The organism is Floridaenema aerugineum BLCC-F46 (assembly GCF_041929345.1).
GTDB classification, from domain to species: Bacteria; Cyanobacteriota; Cyanobacteriia; order Cyanobacteriales; family Aerosakkonemataceae; genus Floridanema; species Floridanema aerugineum.
In genome coordinates this window covers 1-15,500 of record NZ_JBHFNQ010000217.1, presented here as the reverse complement: position 1 = coordinate 15,500, position 15,500 = coordinate 1, and the positions used below count along the sequence as shown (strand labels likewise).

Sequence of the window (15,500 nt, the reverse complement as noted above, 5' to 3'; positions counted from 1 at the left end):
AAAATACAGTGGGGGAAAACGCCGTGAATCAACGAGTTAGCCTAAACACTATTGCTACGCTACAATATCATAGCCACAAAAGAAGTACACAGGCAAATGACGGCGATCGGCCTGACGGCACGCTGCGCGAACGACACTACTAGGTGAAAAGCCTGATATTTTTAAATTTGCTTGCCTAGCCACCAACGTTTAACTTTATGAGAACAGCTTTTAAAGCGATATCAATATCATCTAGTACGGTCGGCGTGACCGGAACTTATGTCTTTGGGCAACTTCAGCCGACTATCTGGAGAGAGATATTGCAGAAGAAAGCTAAATACAGTTTAACGAGGGAATGGTAACTTTTAAAGCCCAGCGCAGCATTCTGTGACAAAACTTAAGTCAAAGCAAAATGCGAAGAAGCAAAATTCAAAAGAAAAAATCGACTTTTTGAATTTGGGGTTGTTTAGTGGTAATCTACAAAACCTTTGCTGAGATTGAAGACTTGCAATTAACAAACTACACAGATTTTCATACTTTCGATTTAGGATTGAGGATGCTTCGTCAATTCAGAATGCCAGATGCCAAAATCTTCCTGTGGGATTTTGAATTTCTAATTTTGAATTGTTTAACTAAACTTCAATCAAACTAGGTTAATTGACTAACCTACTTTCTTTGTTTTGTTTGCGATCGCCTAAAACTTAAAAATTAACTATGCTTGCTGACCAAATGAACATTTCCAACCAAGAGGCTCCTACTGCTAATGTTACACTACCTGACCTAGTAGAAATCCAACGCTCCAGCTTTCGTTGGTTCCTAGAAGAAGGATTAATCGAAGAACTCAGTAGCTTCTCCCCAATTACCGACTATACAGGAAAGCTAGAACTACACTTTTTAGGCAAAGACTACAAACTAAAAAGACCTAAATACGACGTAGACGAAGCCAAACGCCGGGATAGTACCTACGCCGTCCAAATGTATGTTCCGACTCGATTAATAAACAAAGAAACCGGACAAATTAAAGAACAAGAAGTATTCATCGGCGACTTACCCTTAATGACAGACCGAGGCACCTTCATCATTAACGGTGCTGAACGAGTCATCGTCAACCAAATCGTCCGTTCCCCTGGAGTTTACTACAAATCAGAAGTAGATAAAAACGGTCGGCGTACCTACTCAGCCTCCCTCATCCCTAACCGAGGCGCATGGCTGAAATTTGAAACCGACAAAAACGACTTAGTTTGGGTCAGAATTGACAAAACCCGCAAACTTTCCGCCCAAGTCCTCTTAAAATCCTTGGGATTAGCAGACAACGAAATCTTCGATGCCCTACGTCACCCAGAATACTTCCAAAAAACCCTGGAAAAAGAAGGCAACCCAACAGAAGAAGAAGCCTTAATGGAACTCTACCGCAAACTGCGTCCCGGAGAACCACCAACCGTTTCCGGCGGTCAACAACTCTTAGATTCGCGGTTCTTCGACCCCAAACGCTACGACTTAGGTAGAGTAGGGCGCTACAAACTCAACCGCAAACTGCGCCTGAGTGTTCCAGACACCATGAGGGTACTCACACCCCAAGACATACTTGCCAGCATTGACTACCTGATTAACCTGGAGTTTGACATTGGCAACACAGACGACATCGACCACTTAGGCAACCGTCGCGTTCGTAGCGTGGGGGAACTGCTGCAAAACCAAGTCCGCGTAGGGTTAAACCGTTTAGAAAGAATCATCCGAGAACGGATGACAGTTTCCGATGCCGAAGTTTTGACACCCGCATCTTTAGTTAACCCCAAACCATTAGTTGCTGCGATTAAAGAATTCTTTGGTTCATCCCAACTCTCGCAGTTCATGGATCAAACCAACCCCTTAGCAGAATTAACCCACAAACGGCGACTTTCTGCACTAGGCCCTGGAGGATTAACCAGAGAACGGGCAGGGTTTGCAGTTCGGGATATTCACCCCTCTCACTATGGTCGGGTTTGTCCTATCGAAACTCCAGAAGGGCCGAACGCAGGGTTAATCAGTTCCTTGGCTACCCATGCTAGAGTTAACCAGTACGGCTTCTTAGAAACCCCCTTCTGGCGCGTAGAAAATGCCATAGTGCAATCTCACTTGCCCCCAGCCTACATGACCGCTGACGAAGAAGACGACAAGCGGGTAGCCCCTGGAGACATTCCCATAGACGAAAACGGCAGAATTTTAGGCGATACTGTCCCAGTACGTTATCGTCAAGAATTTACTACCACTACTCCAGACCAAGTAGACTATGTAGCTGTTTCTCCGGTACAAATTATTTCCGTTGCGACTTCTTTGATTCCTTTCTTAGAACATGACGACGCGAACCGGGCGCTGATGGGTTCCAATATGCAGCGGCAAGCGGTACCATTACTCAGACCGGAAAGACCTTTAGTAGGGACAGGACTGGAAGCCCAAGCTGCTAGAGATAGCGGGATGGTGATTGTTTCTCGGACTGATGGAGAAGTTACATACGTTGATGCCGAAAGAATCAGAGTTCGTCCGGCATCAATACAAGGAAGCGACGGGAAAGAAGAACAGCCGAAAGAAATTGAATACGTACTGCAAAAATATCAACGTTCTAACCAAGATACCTGTTTGAACCAAAGACCGATCGTCCACGTCGGCGATAAAGTCCAAGCAGGTCAAGTAATGGCAGATGGTTCAGCTACAGAAGGCGGCGAACTAGCATTAGGACATAACATCTTAGTCGCTTATATGCCTTGGGAAGGCTATAACTACGAAGACGCGATCCTAATTAATGAACGTTTAGTTTATCAGGATATTTACACCTCAATTCACGTTGAAAAATTTGAAATTGAGGCCAGACAAACTAAATTAGGGCCAGAAGAAATTACTCGCGAAATTCCCAACGTTGGGGAAGATGCCCTCAGACAACTAGATGAAACCGGAATTATTCGCATTGGTGCTTGGGTGGAATCTGGAGATATTCTGGTTGGTAAAGTTACACCAAAAGGGGAATCTGACCAACCTCCAGAAGAAAAACTGCTGCGGGCAATTTTCGGGGAAAAAGCCAGAGATGTCCGGGATAACTCCCTGCGTGTACCGAACGGGGAAAAAGGTCGCGTCGTAGATGTGCGGGTGTTTACTCGCGAACAAGGCGACGAACTACCCCCGGGCGCAAACATGGTTGTCCGCGTTTATGTCGCCCAAAAACGGAAAATCCAAGTTGGGGATAAAATGGCGGGTCGTCATGGTAATAAAGGGATTATTTCTCGAATTCTGCCATTAGAAGATATGCCCTATTTACCAGATGGTACTCCGGTAGATATCGTGTTGAATCCTCTGGGTGTACCTTCCCGGATGAACGTCGGACAAGTATTTGAATGCTTGCTTTCTTGGGCGGGAGAAAACTTGGGATATCGGTTTAAAGTTGTCCCATTTGACGAACGCTATGGAAAGGAAGCTTCACGGGCAACAGTTCATGGCAAACTAGACCAAGCCAGAGACGAAACAGGGAAAGAGTGGCTGTTCCGACCAGAACACCCAGGTAAGATTATCGTCTACGATGGGCGCACTGGGGAGGCGTTCGATCGACCAATCACCGTCGGTAAAGCGTATATGCTCAAACTAGTACACTTGGTCGATGATAAGATTCACGCCCGTTCCACTGGCCCATACTCCTTGGTGACACAGCAACCTTTGGGTGGTAAAGCGCAACAAGGCGGTCAGCGGTTTGGAGAAATGGAAGTGTGGGCACTAGAAGCATTCGGCGCAGCCTACACTTTACAAGAATTGCTGACAGTGAAATCTGACGATATGCAGGGGCGGAATGAAGCACTCAATGCCATTGTTAAGGGCAAAGCCATTCCTCGTCCTGGTACACCAGAATCTTTCAAAGTGTTAATGCGGGAGTTGCAATCTTTGGGATTGGATATTGCCGTACATAAGGTGGAAACCCAAGATGATGGTAGCACCAGAGATGTGGAAGTTGATTTGATGGCTGATGTGGGCGGTCGTCGGACTCCTAGTAAGCCAACTTATGAGTCTCTGACTCGTGAGGATTTGGTAGAGGAAGAAGAGTAATGGGTAATAGGTAGTTGGTAGTTGGTAATGGAAAAGGAGGTAGAAAGCAGAATAAATGTTTTTTCCTGTCTTCTGTCTCCTGAAAAATGCCAACTACCCACTACCCACTACCCACTCCCTAAAAAAGTTGATTTCCTAATAATAATATTTTGATTTTCGGAGTAGAAATGGCAAAGCTGGAACAGCGTTTTGATTATGTAAAAATTGGCATTGCTTCACCAGAAAGAATTCGGCAGTGGGGAGAAAGAACTCTACCAAATGGACAAATTGTTGGGGAAGTAACTAAGCCAGAAACTATTAACTACCGCACCTTAAAGCCAGAAATGGATGGCTTGTTTTGCGAGCGAATTTTTGGCCCTGCTAAGGATTGGGAATGTCATTGCGGTAAGTACAAAAGAGTCAGACATAGAGGCATTGTTTGCGAACGTTGCGGCGTAGAAGTAACGGAATCTAGAGTGCGTCGGCATCGCATGGGCTACATTAAATTGGCAGCACCAGTAGCCCATGTTTGGTATCTTAAGGGAATTCCTTCTTATATTGCGATTCTCTTAGATATGCCGTTGCGGGATGTGGAACAAATTGTTTACTTTAATGCTTATGTGGTTCTAGATCCTGGTAATGCGCCAAACCTCACTTATAAGCAACTGCTGAGTGAAGATCAGTGGATGGAAATAGAGGATCAAATCTACAGTGAGGATACCCAACTCTCAGGCGTAGAAGTAGGAATTGGCGCAGAAGCATTACAACGTTTACTGCAAGATTTGAATCTGGAAAAAGAGGCGGAACAATTACGCGAAGAAATTGCTTCTGCTAAGGGACAAAAACGCGCCAAATTAATTAAAAGATTGCGCGTAATGGATAACTTTGTGGCTACTGGTTCTCTACCTGATTGGATGGTGTTAGAGGTTATTCCAGTGATTCCGCCTGATTTACGCCCAATGGTGCAGTTAGATGGTGGTCGGTTTGCGACTTCGGATTTAAATGATTTGTATCGTCGGGTAATTAATAGGAATAACCGTTTAGCTAGATTACAGGAAATTCTAGCGCCGGAAATCATTGTCCGTAACGAAAAACGGATGTTACAAGAAGCTGTAGACGCTTTAATTGATAACGGTCGGCGTGGTAGAACGGTGGTTGGGGCTAATAATCGTCCGTTGAAATCTTTGTCGGATATTATTGAAGGGAAGCAAGGTCGTTTCCGGCAAAACTTGTTAGGTAAACGGGTGGATTATTCTGGTCGTTCTGTAATTGTGGTCGGGCCAAAATTAAAGATTCACCAGTGTGGTTTGCCGCGAGAAATGGCGATCGAACTTTTCCAACCCTTCGTTATCCATCGCTTAATTCGCCAAGGATTAGTAAACAACATTAAGGCGGCGAAAAAGTTAATTCAACGCAACGATCCAAGCGTTTGGAATGTTTTGGAAGAAGTAATTGAAGGACACCCAGTATTATTAAACCGGGCACCAACATTACACAGATTAGGGATTCAAGCTTTTGAACCAATTTTAGTGGAAGGAAGGGCGATTCAATTACACCCATTAGTTTGTCCCGCATTTAACGCTGACTTTGATGGCGACCAAATGGCGGTTCACGTTCCTTTATCTTTGGAATCTCAAGCGGAAGCAAGATTGCTAATGTTAGCTTCTAATAATATCTTGTCTCCGGCAACTGGTAGACCAATTGTTACTCCAAGCCAAGATATGGTTCTGGGTTGTTATTATTTGACTGCGGAGAATCCGGCTTTTGCTAAAGATAAAGACCGCTACTTCCCTAGTCTTGATGACGTAATCATGGCCTACGAACAGAAAGAAATTAACCTGCATTCATACATCATGGTGCGGTTTCATGGCAAAAGTGTACATTCAGAACCAGAAAAACTCGCGAGTGAAGAACGATCGGACGATGGACAGATTGTCACTAAAACTTATGTGGGTGAGAAAAGTGGCGTACTTTTGCGTCGAGTCCGGGAAGATGCAGAAGGTAACTTAATTAACCAATATATTCGCACCACTCCGGGAAGGATTATTTTCAATAAGACGATCGAAAACGCACTCCGCTAAAAAAGTTTTAAGTTATGAGTTACTTCGTTAGTTTTGAGTTACGAGTTTTGAGTTTTGAATGAAATTACTAACTTAAAACTTAGAACTTAAAACTTTACGAAGTAACTAACTTAAAACTCAAAACTTAAAACGTGCTACGCACCGCTACGCTAACAAAACTCAAGCATTACCATGACAGAAGAACAAGTATTTCGTAATCAAGTTGTAGACAAAGGTCAATTAAAAAAATTAATTACCTGGGCATTTACCAACTATGGAACTGCCCGAACTGCCCAAATCGCAGACAAACTTAAAGACTTAGGTTTCCGTTATGCGACAAAAGCTGGAGTATCTATATCTGTAGATGATTTGCAGGTTCCTGATAGCAAACGCGAACTTTTAGAAGCAGCAGAAGAAGAAATTCGGAATACTGAACAGCGTTATTCTAGAGGAGAAATTACCGAAGTAGAACGTTTCCAAAAAGTAATTGACACTTGGAACAGCACCTCCGAAATTTTAAAAGATGAAGTTGTTACTAACTTCCGCAAAAAAGACCCCCTGAACTCTGTTTACATGATGGCGTTTTCTGGTGCTAGAGGTAACATCTCCCAAGTTCGCCAGCTAGTAGGAATGCGGGGACTGATGGCAGATCCTCAAGGGCGAATCATTGACTTACCGATTAAAACTAATTTCCGGGAGGGATTGACGGTTACGGAATACATTATTTCTTCTTACGGTGCTCGGAAGGGATTGGTGGATACGGCGTTAAGAACGGCGGATTCTGGTTACTTAACTCGCCGCTTAGTGGACGTTTCCCAAGATGTAATTATTCGGGAATTAGATTGCGGGACTAATCGGGGCATTACGATGAAGCCGATGACGGATGGCGATCGCGTTCTCATCCCCCTGAAAGACCGCCTACTCGGACGGATGTTAGCAGCCGACGTACTCCATCCTACCACCGGAGAAATCATTGCCAAACGTAACCAACACATAGACGATGACTTAGCGGCTGAAATCGGCAAGGCAAAAGTAGAAGAGGTCATTCTCCGCAGTCCTCTTACCTGTGAGGCTGCTCGTTCTGTCTGTCAAACTTGCTACGGTTGGAGTCTGGCTCATGCCAAAATGGTAGACTTGGGCGAGGCTGTGGGGATTATTGCGGCGCAGTCGATCGGTGAACCTGGTACACAGCTAACCATGAGAACCTTCCACACCGGAGGGGTATTCACCGGAGAAGTAGCCAAAGTCATCAAATCCAGCATCGAAGGCACAGTTAAATATAGCCGCAGCCTCCGAGTTCGTCCCCACCGTACCCGTCATGGTGAAGAAGCCTTCACCGCAGAAACCAACGGCGAAATCACCCTTACCGGAACAGACAACTCCGAAACCTTCCCGATCGCCCAAGGTTCAACCCTCCTAGCCGCAGATGGCAGCAAAATTAAAATTGGGAAATTACTTGCAGAAGTACCGATTACTGGGCGAAACGTTCGTCGGAGTACGGAAAAGGCTGTAAAAGATGTGGCTTCTGACTTAGCCGGAGAGGTCAAGTTTGCTGATTTGATACCGGAAGAAAAGACCGATCGCCAAGGCAATACTACCAGAATCGCCCAACGTGGGGGACTAGTCTGGGTGCTCTCAGGAGAGGTATACAATCTACCACCGGGTGCGGAACCTGTGGTCAAAAACTATGACAAAATCGCAGCCAATAGTGTGCTTGCGGAAACTAAGTTAATCAGCGAACATGGTGGGGTGGTTCGTTTACCCCAAGATAATAACACTGGATTAGCCCGTGAAATAGAAATTATCACTGCTTCGGTACTTTTGGATACTGCCAGAGTTCGCGGCGAGAAGTTCCAAGGGGTGGATCACTACTTAATTGAAACTCAAGGTGGGCAACTTTTTTCTTTGAAGGCTGCACCTGGGACAAAGGTGTTAAACAATCAGGTGGTGGCTGAACTTATTGACGATCGCTACCGCACTAACACAGGCGGTATCATCAAATACGCCGGAGTAGAAGTAGCGAAACGCGGCAAGGCTAAACAAGGTTACGAAGTGGTTCAAGGCGGCACACTGCTGTGGATACCAGAAGAAGCCCACGAAGTTAACAAAGACATCTCACTACTTTTAGTCGAAGATGGACAATTTATCGAAGCGGGAACGGAGGTAGTCAAAGATATCTTCGCTGGTAGTTCTGGGGTGATTGAAGTGGTGCAGAAAAACGACATCCTGCGGGAAATCGTGATTAAACCGGGAGACTTGCATTTAATTGATGATTTGGAGGCGATCGCCCCTGACTTCCGTTCTATAATGACCGAAAACACAGGCAGCCTCGTTAATCCAGGGCAAGAAATCTACCCGGGCATCAGCCCTCAAGAACTGCGTTACGCAGAATACATCGAAACCCCCGAAGGCCCAGCCCTGCTACTGCGCCCAGTTCAGGAATTCCATATTCCCGATCATCCCAGCGTTCCCACCCAAAGAGCATCATCAAAGGCAGCAGGAGAACAAATTCAAAATTCAGCCCTCGCCCTCTCCGAATCTGAAACTGTAGGGGCAATTCATGAATTGCCCCTACAAGAGGCAGTGCAATCCTTAGAACTGCGTGCCGTCCAAAGACTACCTTACAAAGACGGAGAACGAGTCAAATCCGTAGAAGGGTTAGACTTGCTGCGGACTCAACTGGTGTTAGAAATTGGCAGAGATGCCCCTCAATTAGCGGCTGATATTGAGTTAATTCCAGACGAAGACGACCCAGAAGTAATGCGTCTGCAATTAGTGATCCTAGAATCATTAGTAATTCGTCGGGATGTGGCGGCAGATGCTACCCAAGGCAGCACCCAAACTCGCTTACTAGTACACAACGGTCAAGAAATTCCCCCCGGTGCAGTAGTCGCACGCACCGAAATTCAGTGTAAAGAGGCTGGAGAAATTCGTGGGATTCGGGAAGGTGCAGAAGCGATTCGCCGTGTATTAATAGTCAGAGATAGCGATCTAATCACTATACAAACCAATGTCACAAGTAAAAAAGACCTCGCGGTTAAAGTCAAGGACTTAATTACCGATGGCATGACAATAGCCCCAGGTATAGAAGCACCTTCCTCTGGCATGGTAGTTGCCATTAAAGAAGGAGACAACGGCCTTCAAGTCGTAATGCGAATTGCTCGTCCTTATCGGGTATCCAACGGCGCGATTTTACACATTGACGACGGAGACTTAGTACAACGGGGAGACAACCTAGTTTTACTGGTGTTTGAAAGAACTAAAACCGGAGACATTATTCAAGGTTTACCGAGAATTGAAGAACTCCTAGAAGCAAGAAAACCAAAAGAAGCTTGTATCCTCTCCCGTCGCCCCGGAACAGTGCAAATTGTTTATGGAGACGATGAACCGCACGAAATCAAAGTAATTGAAACGGACGGAGTAATAGCCGAATATCCCATCGGACCCGGACAAAACGTCATCGTTGGCGATGGACAAGAAGTGGATGCTGGGGAACCTTTAACCGATGGCCCATCGAATCCCCATGAAATCTTGGAAATCTTTTTTGAGTTACATCGGGAAAGTCGCGGCATTTACGAAGCATCACTGGCTGCTTTAAGAGCTTGTCAAACTTTCTTAGTTAACGAAGTTCAATCGGTTTATCAATCACAAGGGATTGAAATTTCTGATAAACACATTGAAGTAATTGTCCGCCAAATGACTTCCAAAGTCCGAGTTGATGACGGGGGCGATACGGTGATGCTTCCGGGTGAATTGGTGGAACTGCGGCAAATTGAGCAGGTAAACGAGGCGATGTCGATTACTGGTGCTGCTACGGCTCAGTACACTCCCGTTCTACTTGGTATCACAAAAGCTAGCTTGAATACTGATAGCTTCATCTCTGCTGCTTCGTTCCAAGAAACAACTAGAGTGTTGACAGAGGCGGCTATTGAAGGCAAGTCTGATTGGTTGCGTGGACTGAAAGAAAACGTGATTATTGGACGGTTGATTCCTGCTGGTACTGGATTCAATGCTTATGAAGAGGCGATGTCTACTCCAGACATTGATTTAGGTTATGACGGTAGTGGCGTGCTTGATGACGATGTAAGTTTGTCTGAAGTGGTGTTGGACGATCGCACCGCCCGCAATTACCGCATGGACAACATCACCAGAGACGATCGAGAAACCGAACCTACTACTAAAGGTCGTGGTGGTTACTCTTTCTTAGCCGATGGTGATGAATTAATTGATGATGAAATTTATGGGGATGATGGAATGGACGACGATGAAGATGATGATTTTGAATAGTTTTGAATTGTAGGGGCAATTCATGAATTACCCCTACAATTCAAAACTCAAGATCCCCGACTTCGCAGAAGTTGTCGGGGATCTTGCTTAAGATTAAGACTGCAATTGTGCTGTCCGAATTCCTAGTTTTTGAGTTTGATTACCACGCTGTATAGTTAATTCTAGAGTTTGACCAATGCGCGATCCTTCGACTATATTTTGCAAAACTGTTGCATTATTAACAGGTTGACCGTCAATTTCGACAATCACATCTCCACGACGTAAACCACTTTGAGCCGCAGGAGTATTAGGCAAAATACCCATAACTAATACACCAGAAATTTCTGGTACTGTGAGGGGAGAATTAGGATCGTTGTTGTTTTCTTTGGCTAATTGAGGTGTTAATGTCACCATCTGAATGCCAATATAAGGATGAGCAACGGTTTTTCCTTGGGCTAATTGAGTACTAATTTGTTTGGCTTTATCGATCGGAATGGCAAAACCAATTCCCATTGCTCCGGCACGAATTGCTGTATTAATTCCGATTACTTCTCCTGAACCATTTAATAGTGGACCACCAGAATTGCCTGGATTAATTGCGGCATCAGTTTGAATAAAATCAAGTCGTTTATCAGGAACTCCCACTTCTACAGATGGTCGTTTTAAGGTACTAACAATACCAAGGGTAACGGTGTTATCTAATCCTAGTGGATTACCAACTGCGATCGCCCAATCTCCCACCTGTACAGTAGAAGAATCCCCTAAAGGTGCCACAGGTAAAAATTTGCCTACTGCGTCAATTTTCACCACCGCTAAATCCGTTACTTCGTCAACTCCCTGCACTTTACCAGCAAAAGTGCGTCCATCCTTCAATGTCACCGTCACTTTATCCGCTTGGTCAACTACATGAGCATTGGTGAGAATTACACCATTTTTATCGATAATAAAACCACTACCTTGACCTCTCATTAGTCCTTGTTGTGGGCCCCTACCACGTGAAAATTCATCACCAAAAAAACGCCGGAAAAATGGGTCGTCAAAAAATGGATCGACATTGCGGGTAATGGTACGCTCGGTATCAATTCTGACTACTGCTGGCCCGACGCGATTAACTGCTGCGGTGACAAAACTACTGTTCCGTTGTCGGGAATCGATGCTTGACTTTTGCGGAACTTCCGTAGTCGATGAATTGGGTAATGCAGGTAGAGACGTTGTATACAACGTCTCTAGATGATTTTGAGCAATTGCAGCCATTGGTAATACTGCCATTGCACTCCAAGAAATAGCTACTCCCAAGAGGGTGACAAGAGTATATTTGATCGATCGATTGAGAAAGGAAAGAATCTTCGTCATTGGCATAATGTTGATTTTTTTACTCTACTGTGCTATGTAAAACTTCAGTATTTGCAGCGCAGTGTAGAGACGTTGTATACAACGTCTCTACACTATTTTAGAACTTATACCTTTTGGCTCTCGCGTCGATAAAGTGATAAGTAAAGCTGATGAATTAATGAATTGTTATGTTTTTCAATAAATCCTAGTCCCGTCCTCCCCAGTCCCTAAAATCAGAGTTTTCCACCACTAAAACAAGAGAGCCATTTTTTGATAGCCAGTTTTGGATAGGATAACTATTAAACTGGAATTACAGACAAAAATAGAAATTTTTGGTGCCTACGGCAAAATCTCTGTTAATTATTGATTTAGAGTCCCTGGAGGCTCTGGTATGGTTCAATTTCATATTCAGCCTGATAGTGAAATTCCGGCTTCTACTCAACTATTTAATCAGATTAGGTTTGCGATCGCATCCCGCCAATTTCCCCCTGGACATCGCCTTCCCAGCACCAGAGCATTAGCGATGCAGACGGGTTTACACCGTAACACTATTAGCAAAGTCTATCGTCATTTAGAAGAGATTGGATTAGTTGACTCCCAAGCTGGGTCAGGAATTTATGTTCGCGCTCAAGGTCACGAAGGCGGAACTAAAATTAAATCCCCCATTCTAGAACAATATCCTGAAGCTAGTAAAATTGTCCAAGAAAGTTTAGATCAACTTTTAGCCCAAGGTTGTAATCTCAGCCAAGCTAGAGAGTTATTCTTAGGAGAAATTGATTGGCGATTACGTTGTAGCGCTCGTGTTCTTGTCACCGCGCCAGCTTATGATATTGGAGTTGGCGAATTAATGGTACAAGAATTAGAACAAGCTTTGGGGATTCCCGTGCAGTTAGTACCCTTAGAACAACTAGCGAAATCTTTAGAACAAACACATTCTGGTACGGTTGTTACTAGTCGCTATTTTATTGGTGAAGCAGAAGCGATCGTTGCTCCCAAATCTGTGCGAGTAATCCCGATCGACATCTACGACTACACCAAAGAAATTCAAATTATCAGCACTTTACCAAAAGATAGTTGTGTAGGTTTAGTTAGTCTCAGTTCTGGTATCCTCCGAGCCGCAGAAGTAATTATTCACAGTTTACGCGGTGAAGATTTACTAGTAATGACAGCGCAAAAAGGAGATATTTATAAGCTTAATGCTTTAGTTCGTAGCGCCAGAGTTATTATTAGCGATCAAGCCAGTTTCAACAGCGTCAAAGCTGTTGTAGCTGAAGCACGAGATGATTTAATTCGTCCTCCTCAATTAGTTTGTTGTGAAAACTACATTGGCATTAATTCCATTAACTTACTCAAGCGAGAATTAGGGTTAGGGTAAAAATTTTTATGACCGAAAAGATTCAATCTCAGACCACTATAGAGGATTTCTTCAAAGTTCCCGAAACTAATCCGCCATCAGAATTGATCGAGGGAGAAGTCATTCAAAAACCAATTCGAGAAGGCGAACATAGTCTACTTCAACTAGAACTTTGTGAAGCGATTAATCGAGTAGCTAAAGAACCAAAAATTGCTATAGCATTTCCCGAACTACGCTGCACGTTTGGCGGTGAATCGATCGTCCCTGATGTTTCCGTATTCCGCTGGAAAAGAATCCCGCTTCAATCATCGGGGAGAATTGCTAAACGCTTTGAAATTTATCCTGATTGGGCGATCGAAATTCTTTCTCCTGAACAGAAACAAATCTTTGTGCTAAAAAAATTATTGCATTATTCTCAAAACGGCACAGACTTAGGTTGGTTGATCGACTCAGAAACAGAAAGTATTCTCGCTATATTTCCCGGTCAGCAAGTGGAAATTTTTCAAGGTGCGACTCAGTTACCTGTAATTTATGGAATTCCCTTAGAAATAACAGCCGAACAAATTTTTAGTTGGTTAACTTTTAGTTAAAGTTATCTCCTCTAGCTTTTCCCACTATTGAAATCCCCTTTTCTCAACTATTTCTCCCTTGATTTGAATAGAGGTAAATTATGAGCAAAATTCAGACGGAAATAGTGACTGACACCTGGGTAAAAGCTAGTTGGAATGAATATATAGAAATAGTTGACAATCCCAACTATGAAAAAGCAAAATGCTACTATCACAACGGAAAAATGAGGATTGAAATGCCACCAGTAGGAAACGACCATGCTAGCGATCATACTGTAGTTATTGTCGCTGTCGGCTTATTTGCTGCACTCAAACAAATCGCTTTAACTGGCAAAGATAACTGCACTTATCGTAAAACAGGCGTTCAAGACGTGCAACCAGATGTATCTTATTACATTGGTGAAAACGCTAACATAATTCCTTATGGAACTTCGATTATTGACTTAAATATTTATCCTCCACCAACCTTAGTTATAGAAGTAGCTAACACTTCATTAGCTGATGATAAAGGCGAAAAACGCCTAATATATGAAGATTTAAAAGTAACTGAATACTGGATTGTCGATGTACCAAACATCCAAGTTATAGCTTTTTTAATTGAAAATAATGGCAGTCGTCGAATTACTGAATCCTACGTATTACCAGGATTAAAAATTTCCGTATTAAACGAAGCTTTCCGGCGCACTCGTCAAATGAATCAAGGGCAAGTTTATGCTTGGTTATTAACTCAATTTCAACAAACTTAGTATAAAGACGCAGAAGGAAATTAGGTTTTTACAAACTATACCTTTATCAAATCCGGCTTTAAAATTATTGTTATGCTTTCAGTCCGCGTAGGCGGACTTTGTTTGTGTAGCCGCGATTTCAATCGCTAACTCCCAAAAATTCTCTCACCTTTTGCAAGTAAGTTTCTGCATCTTCCAACATGGGAAAATGAGCAGTTTTCGGAATTAAAACATACTCAACCTTATCACTTAAATTTGCCGCTTGTCGTCCCATTTTTGCGGGAATAATTTGGTCAAATTCACCCGAAACTAACAAAGTTGGCACTGTTAATTTAGCAAATTCTTTTGGCATTACTTCTGATGCTTGCTTACTCACAGAAGTAAAAATAGTCCCTAAAGCTGCTTCATAATCTGCTGTGAGAAAATCATCTAAAAAAGCGCGACTAACTGCTGTTGGTAAAGGACGATATAAAAACCGTTTCATGAAAAGTTTATCCACAAAGGGAATTTTTCCTAACCAGCGCGGACGAACTTTCACCACATAACCGCCAAATTTATGAAACGCAGCAAAAGCTTTTTCGTCATACTCAAAAATGCCGCTACAAGTTAAAATTGCCCTTTCCACGCGCTGGGGATACAAATTTAAAAACAATGTAGCTACAGAAGCACCCATTGAGTGAGCATTAAGATAAACTCTTTCTAACTGAAAGGCATCTAATAATGCTGCTAAATCTTCAGCATACTCTTCCAATTCATAAGTTATTTTAGCTGCATCTTCTGCTTCTATTAAAGGCAACCGGGAACGACCAAAACCTCGCAAATCGTAGAGTAAACAATCAAAATCATCTGCTAAAGCTTGAGCAACACTTTCCCAATATCTGCCAGAACCCGCCCAACCGTGAACAAAAACCATTACTGGTTTTGTTTTACCAGTTTCGCTGCGAATCCATTCATAAAAATGCTCGACACCACGAATTTTAATTAATGGCATTGGTCATTAGTCATTGGTCATTAGGTACGTTGTTGGGGGTTTTGGCAAATATAACAAATGTAAAAAACCAAAAAACCAAAAACCTAACAAAAAATAAAAAAAAAAAAAAAAGCAACCAACAAGATATATAATTAATTTTTTAAAAACAAAAAACCCCAACCAAACACCCACAACAAAATT

8 protein-coding genes are annotated in these 15,500 nt (G+C 43.3%); 6 read left to right on the top strand and 2 right to left on the bottom strand.

The genetic code is table 11. The features are described 5' to 3' along the window. Window positions 1-693: 693 nt before the first annotated feature. The 3 genes from rpoB (at window position 694) to ACE1CC_RS29720 (ending at window position 10,370) form a co-directional block, all read left to right on the top strand. Window positions 694-4,044 carry a DNA-directed RNA polymerase subunit beta gene (gene rpoB, locus ACE1CC_RS29730; protein ID WP_413274047.1) on the top strand — a complete coding sequence of 1,117 codons (3,351 nt, stop codon included), beginning with the start codon at window positions 694-696 and terminating at the stop codon, window positions 4,042-4,044. A gap of 167 nt (window positions 4,045-4,211) precedes the next feature. After that, window positions 4,212-6,104, top strand: coding sequence for a DNA-directed RNA polymerase subunit gamma (locus ACE1CC_RS29725; RefSeq protein ID WP_413274046.1), 1,893 nt, complete (start codon window positions 4,212-4,214; stop codon window positions 6,102-6,104). Between the two features lie 171 nt (window positions 6,105-6,275). Further along, complete coding sequence (locus ACE1CC_RS29720; protein WP_413274045.1) at window positions 6,276-10,370, top strand: DNA-directed RNA polymerase subunit beta''; 4,095 nt, start codon at window positions 6,276-6,278, stop codon at window positions 10,368-10,370. Window positions 10,371-10,463: 93 nt separating this feature from the next. Here ACE1CC_RS29720 and ACE1CC_RS29715 read toward each other — a convergent pair whose 3' ends face one another. Next, window positions 10,464-11,708, bottom strand: coding sequence for an HhoA/HhoB/HtrA family serine endopeptidase (locus tag ACE1CC_RS29715; RefSeq protein ID WP_413274044.1), 1,245 nt, complete (start codon window positions 11,706-11,708; stop codon window positions 10,464-10,466). 364 nt (window positions 11,709-12,072) lie between these two features. Between ACE1CC_RS29715 and ACE1CC_RS29710 the strand changes: the two genes are divergently transcribed. The 3 genes from ACE1CC_RS29710 (at window position 12,073) to ACE1CC_RS29700 (ending at window position 14,350) form a co-directional block, all read left to right on the top strand. After that, on the top strand, window positions 12,073-13,056 hold the full coding sequence (locus ACE1CC_RS29710) for a GntR family transcriptional regulator (RefSeq protein WP_413274043.1): 984 nt from the start codon (window positions 12,073-12,075) through the stop codon (window positions 13,054-13,056). An 8-nt stretch (window positions 13,057-13,064) separates the two neighbouring features. Next, the gene (locus ACE1CC_RS29705) at window positions 13,065-13,625 is read left to right on the top strand and encodes a Uma2 family endonuclease (RefSeq protein ID WP_413274042.1); all 561 of its coding nucleotides are present in this window, start codon (window positions 13,065-13,067) and stop codon (window positions 13,623-13,625) included. Window positions 13,626-13,705: 80 nt separating this feature from the next. After that, on the top strand, window positions 13,706-14,350 hold the full coding sequence (locus tag ACE1CC_RS29700; RefSeq protein WP_413274041.1) for a Uma2 family endonuclease: 645 nt from the start codon (window positions 13,706-13,708) through the stop codon (window positions 14,348-14,350). A 118-nt stretch (window positions 14,351-14,468) separates the two neighbouring features. Here the strand turns inward: ACE1CC_RS29700 and ACE1CC_RS29695 are convergent, their stop codons facing one another. Continuing rightward, window positions 14,469-15,320 carry an alpha/beta fold hydrolase gene (locus tag ACE1CC_RS29695; RefSeq protein ID WP_413274040.1) on the bottom strand — a complete coding sequence of 284 codons (852 nt, stop codon included), beginning with the start codon at window positions 15,318-15,320 and terminating at the stop codon, window positions 14,469-14,471. Between the last annotated feature and the right edge of the window lie 180 nt (window positions 15,321-15,500).

Coding starts and splice junctions, on each gene's coding strand:
- ACE1CC_RS29700 (WP_413274041.1), top strand. CDS start 13,706: ATGAGCAAAATTCAGACGGAAATAGTGACTGACACCTGGGTAAAAGCT.
- ACE1CC_RS29710 (WP_413274043.1), top strand. CDS start 12,073: ATGGTTCAATTTCATATTCAGCCTGATAGTGAAATTCCGGCTTCTACT.
- ACE1CC_RS29725 (WP_413274046.1), top strand. CDS start 4,212: ATGGCAAAGCTGGAACAGCGTTTTGATTATGTAAAAATTGGCATTGCT.
- ACE1CC_RS29695 (WP_413274040.1), bottom strand. CDS start 15,320: ATGCCATTAATTAAAATTCGTGGTGTCGAGCATTTTTATGAATGGATT.
- ACE1CC_RS29720 (WP_413274045.1), top strand. CDS start 6,276: ATGACAGAAGAACAAGTATTTCGTAATCAAGTTGTAGACAAAGGTCAA.
- ACE1CC_RS29715 (WP_413274044.1), bottom strand. CDS start 11,708: ATGCCAATGACGAAGATTCTTTCCTTTCTCAATCGATCGATCAAATAT.
- ACE1CC_RS29705 (WP_413274042.1), top strand. CDS start 13,065: ATGACCGAAAAGATTCAATCTCAGACCACTATAGAGGATTTCTTCAAA.
- rpoB (WP_413274047.1), top strand. CDS start 694: ATGCTTGCTGACCAAATGAACATTTCCAACCAAGAGGCTCCTACTGCT.